Here is an 18,618-nt window from a genome sequence, read left to right on the forward strand (position 1 = left end):
GCGTAAACATTTTTCATGATTTTTTTAAGATTTTCGATATCTTGTAACTTGTTAAATTTGACAGTAATTTTTCTCATATAAATCCCCTGTAGTATCTGTATTTCAAGGGAATTATTATATAGTCAATTGATGAGAAGTTGGTGACGTCGTTACTCGTCGCTCGCCTATTACTTATAGGCATCACTCCATCGTTCCTAGCCCCAAATTCTCCTGAATTAACTATACCATAAAAATCACAATTTGCATCATATTTCGTGATATTTTTACCTCGTATTTTTAATTGTATAATTACCACTAAATTTGATATTCCACAAATTTCTTTAAAAAGTACTTTGCATGTTAAAATATATTAATATTATACAAAGCATATTAAGCTTTAATAATAAAGATTACTTTGTTATATTATAGAATAGGACTCGTATGAGTCTAAAGAACGTCATTGCGAATTATGTCATTCTTAGCAACGGCGGGAATCTGGATACCTGCCTACGTAGGTATGACACAAAACAGGCTTGCTTCGTCACCGCTAAGCAGCTCCTCACAATGACGTCATACTAATCTAGCCTGAATATTGCATGAAAGAATAGAGACAAAACCCTTGTAATACACGTCAATTCGGGATAAGGATATTGTGAACATGTAGATTAAAATCAAATTTTGTTGAAGGTTTATTTTTCTTTAATGAGTAAGCAACAAGAGTAGATAATATATGGACAAAGGCATTTATTGGTGATCTATGTCTAGTATGTTCAAGGTTCATTTTATTTTTTAGATAATCAAAAACTGTTTCAATTAAGTTACGCTTTCGAAGTAAGATTTTTTCTTTCAAATCCATTAATTTATTTTCCATATTCTTCTTAATTCCATGAATCATTTTTAAGCCTCTTTCATATAAATTTAAGAACAAATTTTGCTTAATATAACCTTTATCAGCTGCTATAATTCCAGTTAATCTTTTTGTTAACTCCGGTACTGGAACCCTATCATCTACATTGCCTTTGGTCACTTTTAATGCCATAAACTCCCCTTTATTATTGATTATTACATGTAATTTAAAACCATAAAAATACCCCATAGAGGATTTACTATGTTTGGCTAATCCTTTAAAAACTTTATTGCTATAACGCCTTTTATTGTGACAAGCTTTAATCGTTGTAGAGTCAATAAAATAAATACCTGTTTCCTCACCAAACAACAAATGAATCAACATATTTAGCGGTATGAATAATCGTGCCATTAATTCAACAAATCTATTATAACTCAAGGCTTTGGGAAAATCATCCTTATGCATGCACTCTATATAACTTTTATAGAAAAATTTAAAATTCTTAGCATAGGATGTATGAAACATAATTATTATTGTTAACATTTCACTTAGACTCATGCTACAACAGCGATTTCTTTGCTTATTTGATGGTAATAACTTTCTCTGTTCATACTCCAAATAAATTTTACAAAAATCATCTATAAAACTATATAATTCTGTGATATCTTTTTTCATGCCTGTAGTTTGTTTTTTTGTTTAAAAATATAAATACTGCAGGCACTCCTTTTTGACAATCCTTTTATCTATTACTATTTCATCTATATCTTATCCCGAACTGACGTACTACTATATAATATCAGTGTTAAAAGAAGATTACATAGAGGGTTTTGCCATGACAAATTGTACAGGATTAATTTACCAATCGAAAGTAAAAAATCGTCAAATAGAAATAAATTTCACAGGAGGTAATATTAGTAGCGATGGAGGTGTATTATTGCTAAGAGAAGCAGATAAAAGACTTGGTCTAACTAATGAACTGGCTAAGATTTTTCCTGATAAGCGAGATTCTGATAAAATTACTCATACTATTTTAACAATGCTCAAACAGCGTATTTATGGTATTGCTCTTGGTTATGAAGATTTAAATGATCACGATAATTTAAGAAAATGTCCAGCTTTGCAAACAAGTATAGACACACTGGACGATATGGCTAGTAGCTCTACTTTATGCCGTTTAGAAAATAAAGCAGATCGTGGATTTGCTCTTAAAGCTCATAAGGTGATGATTGACAAGTTTGTCGAATCTCATAAAACCGTGCCGAAACAATTAATACTTGATTTTGATGCCACTGATGATGAAATTTATGGCAATCAAGAGGGGAAGTTTTATCATGGATATTATCGTCATAATTGCTTTCTACCTTTATATGTTTTTTGTGGAAAAAAGCTGTTAGTAAGCAATCTTCGCAGCTCAAAGCTAGAACAAGCAAAGCATAGCTGGGCAATATTATCTCTATTAGTCAAGCGTTTTTGTCAATCGTGGCCTGAAGTAGAGATTATTTTTCGTGGTGATGGTGGATTTTGTCGTCATCAGATGCTGGATTGGTGTGATGAAAATAATGTAAAATATATAGTCGGAATAGCCCAAAATACTAGACTCAACAAGCTGCTTGAGCCATTGATGCAACAATCTAACGAAGCCTTCACAATTAGCAAAGAGAAGCAACGCTTTTTTAGTGAATTTAAATATAAAGCTGATAGCTGGAGTCGTCATCGTAAGATAGTTGGTAAATCAGAAGTAACTAGCCTTGGTGAGAATCCAAGATATATAGTAACTAATTTAACCTGAGTTTGACGTAAGCACCAAACATAATGCTTAGCATTTTGTTTGGTGCTTACGTCAAACTCAGGTTATTATAAAAAACAATCATCAGACAATAGGTGATTTGTTTAATATTATTAGTGGTTTAGATATAGACCAAATCTGGAGAGAGCAAAAAGCATTTACTGTAGCAGAAGCAATATACATTGCTGCTACAACTTATGATGGTGCTAGAAGTGCTTGTATCCATGGAATATGAACTCAGATTATTAAGAGTGCAACTGAAATAAGCTCAACATTGCTTGAGAAGTTTAGTAAGTTTCGGGAAGAAGAGATCAGAAAAGAGAAAGCAAGGGATTCTATCACAGAAACCAATATTCAGGAATTTATTGGCGTATTGGCTAAGAAATTAATAGAGTATGTTAAAGATAAAGCAGAATTACAAGAATGCCTTGCAGAATTTGGTTCAGGTTGGGTAGACATTAGCAACCCCCTGAAGATTACTAGAGAACAACAAAAGATTTTAGCTGAAATCAATAAAGTATTTAGGGAAGTAATCCAAGAATTCTTACCTCTTTATATTAAAGAAATGCCAGGATTTGAGGAATATAAAATTATAATCACAGAATTAGCAGAAAATAATGATATGAGAAAGTTTGCAAAAGACTACTATGACTATGAGCCGCCAAATAAAATAAGGATATTAGAAACAGTTGAGATACACCCACAACAATTGGATAAGGATGACCAAGATGGTGTTGACATAATTGGGGATACCGAAGGTCAGCAATTATAATTGTCACCCCTGCGTAAGCAGGGGTCTAAAGATTCCGCACCGAAGCGAGAATGATGGTATGGACGAGTGAAGCGAAATATGCTTTACTGGTACGGAGTCAGCTGAAAAATAGTTTTCAGCTGCTCCAAATTAAATAATAATTTAATTAATAGGTCCATACCATGATAAATAATAGCATAAAAAATACTATAATAGGAATAGATTTAGCAAAAAATAGTATGCACTTGGTGCAAGTCGATCAAAATGGCAAAAAAATAGGTTATCAAAAAGTTACAAGAGATGAGTTAATAGCCTATTTAAGCAATCTCGATAAAAGTTCATTGGTAGCTATGGAAGCATGTGGAGGAGCTAATTATTGGTCACAGGAAATTGCTAAGCTTGGTTTAAGGTGGTCCCCTTTGTCTAGACAAAAATTTAGATAAATAGAGATATAATTCACAAAAATTAAATTGTTGTTTTTATACAATATTTTTTTCAAAATATACACATTCTGGGAGCCTTTCTAATTAAGTGTGTAAATTTTTCATAGGGCTTAAATTCTACCTTCAAATTTTATCAAAAAGTGAGCCATAGCTGCGTTCCAGTTCGGAATCGGCATAACCCATTTCTTGGTCATATAATCAATTGCCAAATATAAGGTCTTAAAAACGGCATTATCATTTGGAAAAACCCTTTTATTCTTAGTAACCTTACGTAATTGGCTATTGACAGATTCTATACTATTAGTTGTGTATATTACTTTCCTTATCGCCTCAGGGTATTCTAGAAAAACCATTAAATTTTCCCAATGAACATACCAAGATTTAGCAATTTGTGGATACTGTTTACTCCATTTAGCTTCAAAAGATTCTAAAGCAAGATGTGCTTCTTCCTCTGTGCTAGCAGTATATATAGGCTTTAAATCAGCCGCTAATTCTTTTCGGTCTTTATATGATACATATTTTAAACTATTTCTAATCTGATGTACAATACATAATTGATGTTCGGTTTTCGGAAAAACTGCTTCTATTGCCTCAGACATACCGGTTAAATTATCACTGCAAGCAATAAGCATGTCTTGCATACCTCTGTTCTTCATCTCAGTAAAATTACCAAGCCAAAATTTAGCTCCTTCATTTTCACTGTTCCACAATCCTAAAATATCCTTCCTTCCAGATAAATCAATACCTAATGCTACATATACAGACTTATTGATAATTCGTTTATCTTGACGTACTTTTACTACTAAACAGTCAAAAAATACTATAGCATATACTCGATCCAATGGTCGGCTTTGCCATATCTTGACATCCTCAATTACATCATCAGTAATTTGACTTATCAAACTTTCGCTAACGTCAGCTCCATACAATTCTTGCATTTGAATCTTAATATCAGATAAGCTCATTCCTTTAGCGTATAACGATATTATTTTATCATCAAATCCTTCAATACGTCTTTGACGCTTCGGAATTAATGCAGGTTCAAATGTACTACTTCTATCCCTTGGAACCTCAATCTCTACAACTCCATTATTTGTTACTAGATTCTTTACTTTACTACCATTACGAACATTATTGCTATCAGTATGACAATATTTATCATATCCTAAGTGATTATTCATCTCTGACTGCAATGCCTTCTCTACAAGCCTTTTGGTTAATTGTTTTAATAAACCATCCTCTTTAAATAAAGTTGATATATCTGTATCATTATTTATTAATAAATCTATTGCTTGATTCATTGCTTCATTTTGTTTGTGACGCATTATAATTTCTCCTTTTGTTATATTATATTTTTATATAACCTTTGAAAAATTTACACACTTATTTGTACAGAGCCTTAAAATCTCCACAAAGTATTTCAAATTGATTTAAAGCTAAAGACCAATCTTTAATAGGCATGGTCCATTTTTTGGCTGCATTTTGTAGGGATAAAAATATTATTTTTTGAATTGACTTATCATCTGGAAACACCCCCTTATTTTTGATAATTTTTCTAATTTGACGATTTACAGATTCTATAGTGTTAGTAGTATAAATTACCTTTCTGTTCTCTTCAGGAAAGGCAAAAAACGGTATTATCCCAGACCAATTACGTTGCCAAATATCAGAAATTACCGGATATTTTTTATCCCATTTTACACCAAATTGCTGAAGTTTTAAACGTGCCATTTCGTCATTATTAGCTGTATAAATTTGTTTTAGATCTGATGTGACCTCTTTTAAATCTTTATATGACACATACTTTACTGAATTGCGAACCATATGTACAATACATAATTGTACTATAGTACTCGGGAATACACTGCTTATAGCTTCTGGAAAGCCCTTTAAACCATCCACACAAGCAACATAAATTTGTTCAATTCCTCGATTCTTTAACTCAGTAACTACTTGCATCCAAAATTTAGCACCTTCATTTTTGCCTATCCAAATGCCAAGTAACTCCTTTTTCCCTTCTATATTTACAGCAAGTGCTAAATATACTGCTTTATTTATTACTATGTGATTGTCTCTAGATTTTACATAGATACAGTCCAAGTATAATATTGGATACACCCTATCTAAACAACGATTTTGCCACCTAGTTACTTCTTCTATTACCCCATCTGTTATGGTGGATATCAAGTCACCAGATACATCAGTTTGATATATTTCTTCTAAATGCCCTCGGATCTCGCTGACTGTCATACCGCGACCATAAAGGGATATCACTTTCTCATCAAATCCATTAAATCTCCTCAGCCCTTTTGGTATTAATTGAGGATTATACTCTCCTTCCCGATCTCTTGGTACTTCTACTGTCAGCTTACGACCATCCCCATCAATTACTGTCTTCTCATAGCTACCATTACGACTATTATTATCTACTTTTGCCATCTTGCTATGTTTTGAATATCCTAATTCATGATCCAACTCACTTGCTAATATTTTCTCAACTATTTGCTTCTTTAGCTGTTGAAATAAACCATCTCGACCAAATAACTCCGATGGATCTGCTTTTGATAATAATTCTTCTACTAGCTGATTACTGATGTTTAATGTATCTTTATCTGTATCTAATTTTTTAGCCATAATTCCTCCTTGCTTGCTTAAGTTACTTTTTTTACAGTAATCTCTTACTGCTTTCTTTGCAACTTACACAAACTATAGGACAGACTCGATCTGTGCCTTGTATGGTCTATATGACAAAGGTTTTTTAGTTGATCGTTAATGGTTTCAATAATATACCTTTTATTTAAAAACCGCTTTTTAATAGGATCTATTATTCTTTCTTTCATATTACTTTTAATTTTTGTTATTAGTTCTAAACCTTGATTAGCAAGGGATTGAGTGAGTTTTTTACTGATATACCCACGATCACCAAAAAGCCAGCCTTGTAATTTATCTACTAAATTTTCCACCACTGCTCTATCATCAACATTTCCTGGAGTTAAAGAAAAACTCATAATCTCTCCGCAACTGTTAATGACAATATGTAGCTTACAACCAAAGAACCACCCAGTGGAAGTCTTACCTCTTTTTGCTATGTCTTTGAATACTTTATGTCTATTAATTCTTAAATTAGGGCAAGCAGGAAGTTTAGTAGAGTCGATATAATATTGACCAGTTTGTTTTCCTGATAGGCTTTTTAGCAGTAATACCATGGGCATGAAGCTCATTGGCATTAACTGAACAAAACGACTATAGCTCACAAGTTTTGGAAATTCCTTTCTATAACTTTGACATAGGCAGCATAAATAAAAATCTTTAAAGGTACGGTAGTGACTCAAGTGAAACATTACTATAATAGTAATAATCTCTGAGAGTCCTATACTGCAAACTACTTTACGCTTACGGTTAGGATTTGGTAATATATATTTATTTTGCTCCGTATCAAAATGCTTGCAAAAATCATCAATTAAGCAGAAAATCTCCGTAAGAGGGATCATAATATATTCTCCAATTTTGTTGTTATTATTCGAGAACTTTATAATCCCTCCCTTCTTACTTTTCAAATATTCTTTCTCCTAACACACTAGTTTGAAAGAAGGTTTTATTTTTACCATAGCTCACCACCAACAGTTTGTTTATAAGGTGGTCCCCTTTGTCTAGACAAAAATTTAGATAAATAGAGATATAATTCACAAAAATTAAATTGTTGTTTTTATACAATATTTTTTTCAAAATATACACATTCTGGAGTTTTATAATCCAAAGCTTGATGCATCCTTTGTCTATTATAAAAGTCCATATATTCGTTAATTGCTGTCTTTGCCTCCTTTACTGTTGTTAAAATAATCCGATAAATTTTTTCCTGTTTTAATGATCGCCAAAAACGTTCAATAAAAATATTATCTAAGGCTCGTCCCTTACCATCCATACTAATCAAGATATTATGTAGCTTTAGCATACTAATAAAATTCTCCGAGGTAAATTGTACTCCTTGATCAGTATTAAATATTTTTGGCATACCATATTTTTCTATAGCGTCTTCAAGGGCTGTTACACAAAATTCACTTTCCAAACTAATGGAGATTCGCCAACTTAGAATATAACGACTATACCAGTCAATAATAGCTACTAAATATACGAACCCTTGGCTCAGTCTTATATACGTTATACCAATTGCAATAATTAACGCAGTGGTGTAAAATGGGTTTTTAACTGATAAAGGTACTCAAATGGCTAGGTTAATATTACCACAAGGTTTTCATGGTCATGATTTTATAAAAATGATGAAACATGAGCCGCATGGTCGAAATCGTATACGTTTATTGGCGATGTATCACCTTCAATTAGGCAAATCTTTAAAAGCCATATCTGAAATAGTGAAGTCACACTGGAAAACTGTGCAATCATGGCTCAGAAGATTTAGGAATCATGGTTTTGAAGGATTATTTGAATCACAAAGAAGCGGCGCCCCTAGGAAGATTAACACTATACAAGAGTCTGCTCTTTTTGATAAAATCAATACGCTCAGTGAAAGTAAAACTGGTGGGTATATAACTGGAAAGGAGCTACATATCATGTTACTTGAGGAATATGGTGCTAAATGCGCTTTAAAAACAGTCTACAATACTATGCACCGCCTTGGTTTTAGCTGGATTACTTCTCGTTCAATGCATCCAAAGTCAAATCAAGAGACTCAAAATACATATAAAAAAACTTCCCAGACATGTTAACAAAATTATTACCAAAAAATATCGATAGATGTAAAGTTGATATATGGTCTCAGGATGAAACTCGAGTTGGGCAACAAGGTAGCTTAACTCGTATATGGGCTAAGCGTGGCACTAGACCCCGTAAAGTTCGGCAACAGCAATTCATTTCAACATATATTTATGGAGCTGCTTGCCATGATACAGGAGAAGCTTTTGCATTAATTTTACCATATGCAAACACACAGGCAATGAATAAATTCTTAGAAGAGCTTTCTCGCAGTATTCAAGGCAACCGACATATAGCTTTACTAACGGATAATGCAGGTTGGCACACAGCCAAAAAACTAACTGTGCCAAGCAATATCACTTTGATACCGCTTCCGCCCTATGCACCGGAACTTAATGCAATGGAACAAGTTTGGGAATGGATCAAAAATCATTTCTTGTCTAACCAATGTTATGGTGTATATGAAGATATCGTCACTATGGCTTGTTACGCTTGGAATCAATTTGCTCATAATGTAGATTTAGTAAAATCAATTATGTATAGAGACTGGATAAACACACCGTGTTAATTATTGCAATTGGTATTATATCTGCACTCCAAACCTGGTTTGGCAATACTATTTCTAATCCTTTTAGTAAATAAGGATATATTTTATGCGCTTGATTCCTCTTGCTTAAATTTATTTTAGGATAAACAGCTTCAAGACCCATTATCTTGTAGTAACGTCTAACAGCTTTACGACCTACCGAAAAACCTTGGGCTTGTAAATATTTAGCCATCCGCCGCATACCATAATATGGATGCATAGTATAGGTCTCATCAATTATTGCCATAATCTTGATATCTTGTTCACTAATACCAGTAGGTTGATAGTAATAGGTTGACCTGCTAATATCCAATAACTTACACTGTTGTACAATTGTTAACTTATTATGATTAGGCTCTATCATATTACACCTAACCTTTAATTCCAAACAATGCAGATTTTTTTTTGAGCCAGTCACACTCAACGCTTAACTGACCAATTTGCTCATATAGATTCTTGATTAACCCCTGCTGATTTGGATCAGCACTCTGTGTTTTATTCTTAAAACCTTGTACTAACAACTCAAGACCTTGTTTTTTCCAGTTACTTATCTGTGTTGCATGAACACCATACTTACTGGTTATCTGGGCTATTGTTAGCTCTCCCTTAATTGCTTCTATGACAATTTTGGCTTTCTCCTCAGCACTATATTGCCTTACTTGTTTTTTCATCTCTAGCTCTCCTTGTTTGCTAAAGAATTCTATCTCATTTTTCTTATTTTTCTGTCCAAAATATTGGAACCATTATACGATCTCTGATCGTATTACTTCTAATTTTATGCAAAAATTTTATATCTTGTTCCTCTTTGCTTTTTGGCAGCACAGTTTTTAATTCTGGATCACGAGCCGCTTTGCATATTGCTAACGCATCGTTATAATCATTTTTCTGTTTCGATGTAGCATAAACTTTTACATCTTTTGTTTTCATTAGTTTGACTTGCAAACCAAGCTTAGCAATTTCCTGTGACCAATAATTAGCTCCTCCACATGCTTCCATAGCTACCAATGAACTTTTATCGAGATTGCTTAAATAGGCTATTAACTCATCTCTTGTAACTTTTTGATAACCTATTTTTTTGCCATTTTGATCGACTGGCACCAAGTGCATACTATTTTTTGCTAAATCTATTCCTATTATAGTATTTTTTATGCTATTATTTATCATGGTATGGACCTATTAATTAAATTATTATTTAATTTGGAGCAGCTGAAAACTATTTTTCAGCTGACTCCGTACCAGTAAAGCATATTTCGCTTCACTCGTCCATACCATCATTCTCGCTTCGGTGCGGAATCTATAATACCTCAGGGTATTTTTAGATCCCTGCTTTCGCAGGGATGATAACCATGATCCTATATTTTATTCAAATCTGCAAAAAAACTTGATTATCGAGTTTAAGAAAACAATAATTGAAAAATCGTCATTGCGAGGAGACCGTAAGGTCGACGAAGCAATCCAGAAAAGTGATTAGAAATGGATTGCCACGCCACCTACGGTGTATAGTACCCTACAATTTTGAGAAGATGAAGAAGAATGGTTGATTTAGAGTGGTGTGAAGTAGTATAAGGTAGGTATTTTTATAACAAAATGCATAATATAATACTTCAAGAATTGATTTTATATATAGACGGAAATAAATCAAGATTAAAATGTTTGGTTGGTATGGTAATTAGTTTGCTGACGGGCAGCTCAATTTATCAAAAAGGTTTAGCACTTGGTATTTTAGGTGATGCTAAAGCGACGTCAAAAACTCATAGAATTTATCGTTTTTTAAAAGATTTTAATTTTGATTATATGAAGGTTGGCTATTTGCTATTAAGCTTTTTTGCTTCAAAAAATTATGTCGTAGCAATGGATAGGACAAGTTGGAAATTTGGTAAATCCGATATTAATATTTTATTTTTAGTAATGGTAATTGGTAAAATATCGGTGCCAATATTCTGGAAGACTTTGTCGCATGGTGGCGGGTGTTCTGCAGAATTTATGAAGGAATTTTTACAGAAATTTATTAATAATTTTGGCGTTGAAAGAATAAAATATTTGCTTGCTGATAGAGAATTTATGAATAAAGAATGGTTAGACTTTCTGATAAATAACCATCTAAAGTTTGTTATTCCATTAAAAATGGATCATAAAATTCGTCTTACAAAAGGTTTAAGAACTTTAACCATTGAAAGAATATTTAGTGATGTTAAAGCCTTAGAGTATAGGGCTTGTAGTGGTATATTATGGAATAGAAAGGTTAATTTTACCGCATATAGAAATGATAAGAGCGAGCTGATGGTTCTGGTGTCTTCAATTGAAATAGAGCAAGATATTTTTGCTTTATATAAATTTCGTTGGAGTGTTGAACGACTATTTTTGCACCTAAAAAGCGGTGGTTTTGATATTGAAAAAAGTCACATTGTAAAATTGGATAGATTTGAAAAATTATTAGTGATAACTGCTATTGCTTCAGCTTTAATAGTCAAAAATGGAATAATACAAAATGCCTTAAATCCCATCCGAATAAAACGGTACAAAACCATTGAAAGACAATTGTTTTCATTATTTACCTATGGCTTTGATCATATCAAAAATGCTTTTTATCAATCTACAACAGCCATAACGCAGCTAATATCCACATTATTAATACCTCCCAAACAAAAACTTTTTTCTATCCTAATACCATCTTTACAAAAATTGTAGGGTACTTATATCTTTAAATTATGATATAAGTAATGGTAAGAGGGTGATTTGAGGGGTACTTGATTGAGATAATCGAGCATAGAATAAGTACCCTCTTACAAAGTTTGCTTTGAACAAATTGCAGAAGGTGTTGGAAGTAGCAGCCTTGCACAATAAGACGAAGGAGATTATATCATGAGTAAAATAATAGGTCTAGATGTAAGTAAACAATGGCTTGATATATGTGTATATAATACAAGCGATAAACCTAAATATCATCGTTTTGCCAATGATGCAGCTGGTCATGAAGAGGTGATTAAATTAGCAAAAGAGCAAGAGATTAAGCTAATAATATGTGAACCCACTGGAGGATACGAAGCTGAGATTTGTCAAAAGCTGTATAATAATAAGCAACAAATACATAAGGTCAATACATATAGTTTTAATTCTTTTAGTAAATCGGTAAATTTGTGTAAAACTGATAGGAAGGATGCATTTAAATTAGCATATTATGGTGATAAGATGCAGCTTTCAGCGAATTATATATATCAAGTTGAATCAGAGAATTTGAAGAGATATAAGCAAAGACGAGAAGATTTAGTATTAATGCTTAGCAATGAAAAGAAAAGACTACATCATAGTATTGATGGTATTGATAAAGATAGTATAGAAAAACACATTAAATTCTTACAAAATGAAATAGCTGAGCTTGATAAGAAGTTAAACAAAACAATAGATGAGTCAGAAGAGTTAAAAGAGAAGGTAAAAATATTAGAGACTGTACCTGGTATTGGTAAATGTTTGGCTACAAAACTAATTAGTTTTGTACCTGAATTAGGGGATAAAAATTATAGTAGTAATGAATTGTCAGCAATTGTGGGGATAGCTCCGTACGCCCGTGATAGTGGTAATAAGCAAGGACGAAGATTTATTAGGGGAGGCAGAAAAATACCACGGGATGCTTTATACATGGCGGTATTAACTGGCAAAAATGGTTTTCAATATTTAAAAACTTTATACAATAGGCTTGTTAATAATTTTAAACCTAAGAAAGTTGCGATAGTTGCTTGTATGCGTAAGCTACTTGAAGTTTGCCATAAACTTATTCAACAAAAACGTTGTTTTATTATTTAGATAAATATTTTTTTGAAAATTTAGATAAAAGATAATTGCTCTGTACAAATAAGTGTGTAAATTTTTCAAAGGTTATATAAAAATATAATATAACAAAAGGAGAAATTATAATGCGTCACAAACAAAATGAAGCAATGAATCAAGCAATAGATTTATTAATAAATAATGATACAGATATATCAACTTTATTTAAAGAGGATGGTTTATTAAAACAATTAACCAAAAGGCTTGTAGAGAAGGCATTGCAGTCAGAGATGAATAATCACTTAGGATATGATAAATATTGTCATACTGATAGCAATAATGTTCGTAATGGTAGTAAAGTAAAGAATCTAGTAACAAATAATGGAGTTGTAGAGATTGAGGTTCCAAGGGATAGAAGTAGTACATTTGAACCTGCATTAATTCCGAAGCGTCAAAGACGTATTGAAGGATTTGATGATAAAATAATATCGTTATACGCTAAAGGAATGAGCTTATCTGATATTAAGATTCAAATGCAAGAATTGTATGGAGCTGACGTTAGCGAAAGTTTGATAAGTCAAATTACTGATGATGTAATTGAGGATGTCAAGATATGGCAAAGCCGACCATTGGATCGAGTATATGCTATAGTATTTTTTGACTGTTTAGTAGTAAAAGTACGTCAAGATAAACGAATTATCAATAAGTCTGTATATGTAGCATTAGGTATTGATTTATCTGGAAGGAAGGATATTTTAGGATTGTGGAACAGTGAAAATGAAGGAGCTAAATTTTGGCTTGGTAATTTTACTGAGATGAAGAACAGAGGTATGCAAGACATGCTTATTGCTTGCAGTGATAATTTAACCGGTATGTCTGAGGCAATAGAAGCAGTTTTTCCGAAAACCGAACATCAATTATGTATTGTACATCAGATTAGAAATAGTTTAAAATATGTATCATATAAAGACCGAAAAGAATTAGCGGCTGATTTAAAGCCTATATATACTGCTAGCACAGAGGAAGAAGCACATCTTGCTTTAGAATCTTTTGAAGCTAAATGGAGTAAACAGTATCCACAAATTGCTAAATCTTGGTATGTTCATTGGGAAAATTTAATGGTTTTTCTAGAATACCCTGAGGCGATAAGGAAAGTAATATACACAACTAATAGTATAGAATCTGTCAATAGCCAATTACGTAAGGTTACTAAGAATAAAAGGGTTTTTCCAAATGATAATGCCGTTTTTAAGACCTTATATTTGGCAATTGATTATATGACCAAGAAATGGGTTATGCCGATTCCGAACTGGAACGCAGCTATGGCTCACTTTTTGATAAAATTTGAAGGTAGAATTTAAGCCCTATGAAAAATTTACACACTTAATTAGAAAGGCTCTGAATTTTATCAGAATCTCGCTTATCAGGAAAAATCTTAGCCAGTTCATTAGTTAGACCAAGTCTTTTATCTGCTTCTCTTAGCAATAATACACCTCCATCGCTACTAATATTACCTCCTGTGAAATTTATTTCTATTTGACGATTTTTTACTTTCGATTGGTAAATTAATCCTGTACAATTTGTCATGGCAAAACCCTCTATGTAATCTTCTTTTAACACTGATATTATATAGTATTACAAGGGTTTTGTCTCTATTCTTTCATGCAATATTCAGGCTAGCTCTATCTGCGTAATATTTATTTCTTACCTCATGATCTGCCCACGTTCCTTTCATATTGCCGCCTCAATAAAGTTTATATATCTTGTATGTTAATCCTTTAAATTAGGTTCTGTTGACAAAAATTTTTAGCAAAAAATAGTTGCAAAAATAAAAATATATAGTAGCTTTTAGTTTCAATTTCAACAAGGAACTACCAGTATGAATTATTACATGAATGCAGAAGAATGGAAAGGAATTTTATAAGTCTTGATATAAGAAAATTCAATTTTGTTGTTGCTATAGTCAATTGATGAGAAGTTGGTGACGTTGTCGCTCCTAGCCCCAAATTCTCCTGAATTGACTATATATATTATGCTAGTAATGACCCACCAGAGACTATTTTGGCTGCTTCCTTTCGAACCTGACCAACTGAATAGAGCCAATGCCCACTACTAGCATGTGATAAAATAGTGCTTTTTTCATCTATAGGCAAGCTATTTAACTAGCTAAATTATATTTTTTTTCTATATCGCTTTTGTTCAGTCTCTTTGGTACTCCAAATATGTCTGGATGTTTGAGCTTGAACAAATCATCATCAAAATTCTGTACTTTTGCAATATGATTAAATTTTATGGTAATAACATTGTCATCCTCAAGTATTTTAAACATTTTCATCTGTTTAGTCTCTTTGTCAAAGGTAATTTGACTACGTCGCTCTGATAAAGTATGATAAATAGTAATTTCAAACATATTATCTCGATCTATCGTCGACTCAATTTTAAAATATTTATCAAAATCTATGTTGTCTTCTAACAAAAAATTAAATACGTTCTCCTCTGCCTTAATACGACTTACATGTTTCATATCATAGTCATATACCGACACATAGTTAGCATTACTAATAATCACCAAAGGAAATGGTGAATAATAATTACAGCGAAATTTCGCAGGTTTATTAATTAACAGCTTCCCTTCAGTCTGATTTCCCGCCGAATCTTCTTGGGTAAAATCCACAGCAATAGATTTTATTTCCCGTAAATATATTTTGAGCTGGTCAATAGCCTGGTTGTCAACAGGTCTATTCTCTAACTGTTCACCCTGTTTTTTGACTACAAAAAAATTTTCAGCATGGACTGCATGGGTTATAGTTAGAAGAAAATAAACAACAATAATACCTTTACAAAACCAGTTAGTCATTTATACCTACATAAAGTTACATTTGTTTTGTATACTACATGAAGATATTATTATTTCAATTTATTTTCCGCAGCTGGTTCAACACATCTTCAGCATGTTTAGCCACTTGCACTTTTGACCAAATGTGAGCTATCTTACCTTTTTTGTCTATTAAGAAGGTAGTTCTCTCGACCCCCATATATTTCTTACCAAACATCGATTTTTCTACCCAAACTCCATATTTTTCACAAGTATCAGAGTTAGAATCTGACGCAAGATCAAAATCCAAACAATATTTTTTCTTGAATTTATCATGAGAATCTAAATTGTCCTTTGATACACCAACAATTACGGTATTCATTTTTTCAAATTCTGGCTTTAGCCTATTAAAATCACCTGCTTCAATAGTACAGCCCGGTGTATCATCTTTCGGATAAAAATATAATACAACAAACTTACCTGATAAATCTGATAAATTGATTTTACTATCTTCGCCTATTGGCATAGTAAAATTTGGTGCAATATCGCCTACTTTTAATATCATAACCACTCCTTTTTTGTGTCCCATAGTCTAGTTTACACTCTAATTTTTTTTTAGGCAAATGATAAATTACAAAAATCACTATTAATGCAATTGCCAAGGCAAACCAAGTAATGGCATATTCTAAATGATCATTTCTGACATTTAACAGATTGTTAATTGATAAAGCTTTAAGAATATCAGATTGATCCTCTTTACCTTCCATAATTAAATAAAAATTCTCTAATGTTAAACCAAGAATATCGGATGCTTGAGTTAAGTCTAAAGTAAACCAAACATTATTTTTAACATCATTATCTAAGACAAACATCTTGGTTTTCTCCCCAGGGAGAATCACACCAGTAATTTCCGTCGAATCATCTGTTATATTATCAATATCTTTCTTATACCTCGCAGCAAACCACCCTAGGGCAACTAAGATTATCTTGTTATCATCAGTTTGAAAAGGCCTGACTAAATAATAGCCATCTTTTTCCGTGGCCATGGATTTACGTCCATAAAGATGCAAATTCTTACCAACCAAAAAACGCCCCTTCACTTTTACTTTAGCATATAATTTATCTACACTAAGTGTTTTTATATCAATAGGAGAATTATTAAGGTTATTTTTCATTGAACTTAAAAATAGTTCTTTTTCCTGTAATCTAGCAATTTGCCAAAACCCCAGTGATAAAAGGATGACAAATGCTAATATAGTAAGAAATAAAGGTAGTAACTGTACTTGACACTTACCGATTTTTAGAATTTTGGACATCATTATTTCTATTAAACTGAGGTTGTATAGTCAATTAACCTGAATAAGCACCCATCGCACTGTCATTGCGAGGAGACCTTAGGTCGACGAAGCAATCCATTTTAATCGTTTTTTTGGATTGCTTCGTCACCACTAAAGTGGCTCCTCGCAATGACGCTGATGCTAAATACTAATCGAATTTATAACGTTGCCAATTCAAATTAATTCACTATACTTTCATTCACCCCACTCACCACGTAATTTTTGTTGATATAATAAGCCATCCAATTTTTGATCTTTCCATATACCAAATGCTGATTTATAGCCTTTTTTACTTTTAGTATAATTGGTTATATAGTCAGCCAAAGCTTGTCTTATAATTTCTGCCCTCGACACTTTTTTTTCTTTGATAGTTGATTCAAAATTTTTACTTGCATGTCAGGTATATCAATAATAGTTCTCATACTATGTTCACTATATTAGTTATCATTATAGTCAATTGATGAGAAGTTGGTGACGTCGTCGCTAATCACTCGCCTATTACTTATAGGCGTCACTCGTCGCTCCTAGCACCAACTTCTCATCAATTGACTATACCAGCACTAATCCACCATTAACATGGATAGTTTGACCAGTGATATAAGAAGCTTTGTCACTTGCTAAAAAAGCTACTACATTTGCAACATCTTCAGGGTTTCCCAAAGTTTTCAGAGGAATTTTTTGCATTATAGCTTCTTTTTGAGTTTCATTTAATTTATCGGTCATATTTGATTTAATAAAACCAGGAGCAACTGCATTAACTGTGATCCCTCTACTTGCCACCTCAAGGGCTAGAGACTTTGTCATACCTATCATCCCAGCTTTGGAAGCACAATAATTTGCTTGCCCTGGATTACCAGAAACTGCAACCACAGAGGCTATATTAATTATTCTACCATAACGAGTTTTCATCATTTTTTTTATCGCTTCACGATTTAGAATAAAACTAGCTTTTAAGTTTATATTTATAACTTGCTCAAATATCTCATCGGACATTCTTATTGCTAGCATATCGTTGGTGATTCCAGCATTACAAACTAAAATATCTATTTGTTCAAGATTAGCTACCAAGTTATTACATTCCTCGCTATTGGCTAAATTGCATGGTGCTATCATATAATTATTTTTTAAATCATTACCCAATTCTTGTAGTTTTTCTTGGTTACTACCACTAATTATTACATGGCTACCAAGAGAGTGTAATAGCTTAGCAATGCTACCACCAATTGCTCCAGATGCTCCAGTAATTAGAGATTTTTTATCAGTCAAGTTTATCATTTTAGCTCCAATTTGTAATTATTTTTTGTCATATATGGACGAGTGAATTTGTCAACAAAGAAAATAAAAAAATAGAGCCACAAAGGAAGCGGTCATATATTCGGCATCGAGTGCCATAATGGTTTCTGCATTCTTATAAATATCCTTGAGTGACCTCTCATTCCCACGGCTTCTAGAGCCTCGACATAATTACGGATTTATTCAGAATACTTATTCATTAACTCTTTAACTTTCGTTCTCTTTATTGTTACTATTCTTTACTCGCAATATTTATCAATTACCAATTTTTATTTAGTTGACATAGTTTCTTCTTTTTTCTCAACT

Annotated in this window: 17 protein-coding genes, 1 other RNA gene and 1 pseudogene; 7 read left to right on the plus strand and 12 right to left on the minus strand. The window is 32.5% G+C overall.

Features of this window, described 5'->3' with window-relative positions:
- Positions 1-610: 610 nt before the first annotated feature.
- Positions 611-1,501 carry an IS982 family transposase gene (locus NBW66_RS13775; RefSeq protein WP_250310582.1) on the minus strand — a complete coding sequence of 297 codons (891 nt, stop codon included), beginning with the start codon at positions 1,499-1,501 and terminating at the stop codon, positions 611-613.
- Between the two features lie 124 nt (positions 1,502-1,625).
- Here NBW66_RS13775 and NBW66_RS13780 point away from each other — a divergent pair, with 124 nt between their 5' ends.
- The 4 genes from NBW66_RS13780 (at position 1,626) to NBW66_RS13790 (ending at position 3,806) form a co-directional block, all read left to right on the plus strand.
- Positions 1,626-2,615: an IS1380 family transposase gene (locus NBW66_RS13780; RefSeq protein WP_250311305.1), complete on the plus strand. Its 990-nt coding sequence runs from the start codon at positions 1,626-1,628 to the stop codon at positions 2,613-2,615.
- A gap of 97 nt (positions 2,616-2,712) precedes the next feature.
- The gene (locus NBW66_RS14725; protein ID WP_284346699.1) at positions 2,713-2,847 is read left to right on the plus strand and encodes a hypothetical protein; all 135 of its coding nucleotides are present in this window, start codon (positions 2,713-2,715) and stop codon (positions 2,845-2,847) included.
- 39 nt (positions 2,848-2,886) lie between these two features.
- Complete coding sequence (locus NBW66_RS13785; protein WP_250311306.1) at positions 2,887-3,384, plus strand: hypothetical protein; 498 nt, start codon at positions 2,887-2,889, stop codon at positions 3,382-3,384.
- A 161-nt stretch (positions 3,385-3,545) separates the two neighbouring features.
- Positions 3,546-3,806: a hypothetical protein gene (locus tag NBW66_RS13790; RefSeq protein ID WP_250311307.1), complete on the plus strand. Its 261-nt coding sequence runs from the start codon at positions 3,546-3,548 to the stop codon at positions 3,804-3,806.
- A 110-nt stretch (positions 3,807-3,916) separates the two neighbouring features.
- On the opposite strand, the gene NBW66_RS13795 is transcribed toward NBW66_RS13790, so the two are convergent.
- The 4 genes from NBW66_RS13795 to NBW66_RS13835 form a co-directional block, all read right to left on the minus strand.
- Complete coding sequence (locus tag NBW66_RS13795; protein ID WP_250310568.1) at positions 3,917-5,131, minus strand: IS256 family transposase; 1,215 nt, start codon at positions 5,129-5,131, stop codon at positions 3,917-3,919.
- Between the two features lie 58 nt (positions 5,132-5,189).
- A complete protein-coding gene (locus NBW66_RS13800) occupies positions 5,190-6,440 on the minus strand; it encodes an IS256 family transposase (protein ID WP_250311308.1) in 1,251 nt (416 codons plus the stop codon).
- A gap of 3,033 nt (positions 6,441-9,473) precedes the next feature.
- Complete coding sequence (locus NBW66_RS13830; protein ID WP_094649795.1) at positions 9,474-9,773, minus strand: transposase; 300 nt, start codon at positions 9,771-9,773, stop codon at positions 9,474-9,476.
- Between the two features lie 43 nt (positions 9,774-9,816).
- Entirely contained in the window at positions 9,817-10,266 is a 450-nt protein-coding gene (locus tag NBW66_RS13835) for an IS110 family transposase (RefSeq protein ID WP_250310545.1), read from the minus strand.
- Positions 10,267-10,689: 423 nt separating this feature from the next.
- Here NBW66_RS13835 and NBW66_RS13840 point away from each other — a divergent pair, with 423 nt between their 5' ends.
- The 3 genes from NBW66_RS13840 (at position 10,690) to NBW66_RS13850 (ending at position 14,228) form a co-directional block, all read left to right on the plus strand.
- On the plus strand, positions 10,690-11,790 hold the full coding sequence (locus tag NBW66_RS13840; RefSeq protein WP_250310546.1) for a transposase: 1,101 nt from the start codon (positions 10,690-10,692) through the stop codon (positions 11,788-11,790).
- Positions 11,791-11,964: 174 nt separating this feature from the next.
- Positions 11,965-12,903: an IS110 family RNA-guided transposase gene (locus tag NBW66_RS13845; RefSeq protein WP_250310767.1), complete on the plus strand. Its 939-nt coding sequence runs from the start codon at positions 11,965-11,967 to the stop codon at positions 12,901-12,903.
- A 110-nt stretch (positions 12,904-13,013) separates the two neighbouring features.
- Positions 13,014-14,228: an IS256 family transposase gene (locus NBW66_RS13850; RefSeq protein ID WP_250310568.1), complete on the plus strand. Its 1,215-nt coding sequence runs from the start codon at positions 13,014-13,016 to the stop codon at positions 14,226-14,228.
- Between the two features lie 37 nt (positions 14,229-14,265).
- Here the strand turns inward: NBW66_RS13850 and NBW66_RS13855 are convergent.
- From NBW66_RS13855 to fabG, 7 genes and pseudogenes are all read right to left on the minus strand, one after another.
- Positions 14,266-14,454 (minus strand): annotated as a pseudogene (locus tag NBW66_RS13855) (transposase); the annotation flags it as partial.
- A 440-nt stretch (positions 14,455-14,894) separates the two neighbouring features.
- Positions 14,895-14,988, minus strand: an RNA gene (gene ffs / locus NBW66_RS13860) — signal recognition particle sRNA small type.
- A 37-nt stretch (positions 14,989-15,025) separates the two neighbouring features.
- Complete coding sequence (locus tag NBW66_RS13865; protein WP_250311311.1) at positions 15,026-15,724, minus strand: outer-membrane lipoprotein carrier protein LolA; 699 nt, start codon at positions 15,722-15,724, stop codon at positions 15,026-15,028.
- Positions 15,725-15,779: 55 nt separating this feature from the next.
- Positions 15,780-16,247 (minus strand): thioredoxin-dependent thiol peroxidase, encoded by a 468-nt coding sequence (gene bcp / locus NBW66_RS13870; RefSeq protein WP_250311312.1) that lies wholly within the window; start codon positions 16,245-16,247, stop codon positions 15,780-15,782.
- Positions 16,189-17,001: an SURF1 family protein gene (locus tag NBW66_RS13875; protein WP_250311313.1), complete on the minus strand. Its 813-nt coding sequence runs from the start codon at positions 16,999-17,001 to the stop codon at positions 16,189-16,191. The genes bcp and NBW66_RS13875 overlap by 59 nt, the downstream gene beginning before the upstream one ends.
- Positions 17,002-17,214: 213 nt before the next feature.
- Complete coding sequence (locus NBW66_RS13880) at positions 17,215-17,373, minus strand: hypothetical protein (RefSeq protein ID WP_239832578.1); 159 nt, start codon at positions 17,371-17,373, stop codon at positions 17,215-17,217.
- 195 nt (positions 17,374-17,568) lie between these two features.
- Positions 17,569-18,294, minus strand: coding sequence for a 3-oxoacyl-ACP reductase FabG (fabG, locus tag NBW66_RS13885; RefSeq protein ID WP_250311314.1), 726 nt, complete (start codon positions 18,292-18,294; stop codon positions 17,569-17,571).
- Between the last annotated feature and the right edge of the window lie 324 nt (positions 18,295-18,618).

The sequence above is a fragment of the Rickettsia endosymbiont of Oedothorax gibbosus genome (assembly GCF_936269705.1).
Classification (GTDB): Bacteria; Pseudomonadota; Alphaproteobacteria; order Rickettsiales; family Rickettsiaceae; genus Tisiphia.

Coding starts and splice junctions, on each gene's coding strand:
- NBW66_RS13775 (WP_250310582.1), bottom strand. CDS start 1,501: ATGAAAAAAGATATCACAGAATTATATAGTTTTATAGATGATTTTTGT.
- NBW66_RS13790 (WP_250311307.1), top strand. CDS start 3,546: ATGATAAATAATAGCATAAAAAATACTATAATAGGAATAGATTTAGCA.
- NBW66_RS13795 (WP_250310568.1), bottom strand. CDS start 5,131: ATGCGTCACAAACAAAATGAAGCAATGAATCAAGCAATAGATTTATTA.
- NBW66_RS13800 (WP_250311308.1), bottom strand. CDS start 6,440: ATGGCTAAAAAATTAGATACAGATAAAGATACATTAAACATCAGTAAT.
- NBW66_RS13830 (WP_094649795.1), bottom strand. CDS start 9,773: ATGAAAAAACAAGTAAGGCAATATAGTGCTGAGGAGAAAGCCAAAATT.
- NBW66_RS13835 (WP_250310545.1), bottom strand. CDS start 10,266: ATGATAAATAATAGCATAAAAAATACTATAATAGGAATAGATTTAGCA.
- NBW66_RS13840 (WP_250310546.1), top strand. CDS start 10,690: ATGCATAATATAATACTTCAAGAATTGATTTTATATATAGACGGAAAT.
- NBW66_RS13845 (WP_250310767.1), top strand. CDS start 11,965: ATGAGTAAAATAATAGGTCTAGATGTAAGTAAACAATGGCTTGATATA.
- NBW66_RS13850 (WP_250310568.1), top strand. CDS start 13,014: ATGCGTCACAAACAAAATGAAGCAATGAATCAAGCAATAGATTTATTA.
- NBW66_RS13865 (WP_250311311.1), bottom strand. CDS start 15,724: ATGACTAACTGGTTTTGTAAAGGTATTATTGTTGTTTATTTTCTTCTA.
- bcp (WP_250311312.1), bottom strand. CDS start 16,247: ATGATATTAAAAGTAGGCGATATTGCACCAAATTTTACTATGCCAATA.
- NBW66_RS13875 (WP_250311313.1), bottom strand. CDS start 17,001: ATGATGTCCAAAATTCTAAAAATCGGTAAGTGTCAAGTACAGTTACTA.
- fabG (WP_250311314.1), bottom strand. CDS start 18,294: ATGATAAACTTGACTGATAAAAAATCTCTAATTACTGGAGCATCTGGA.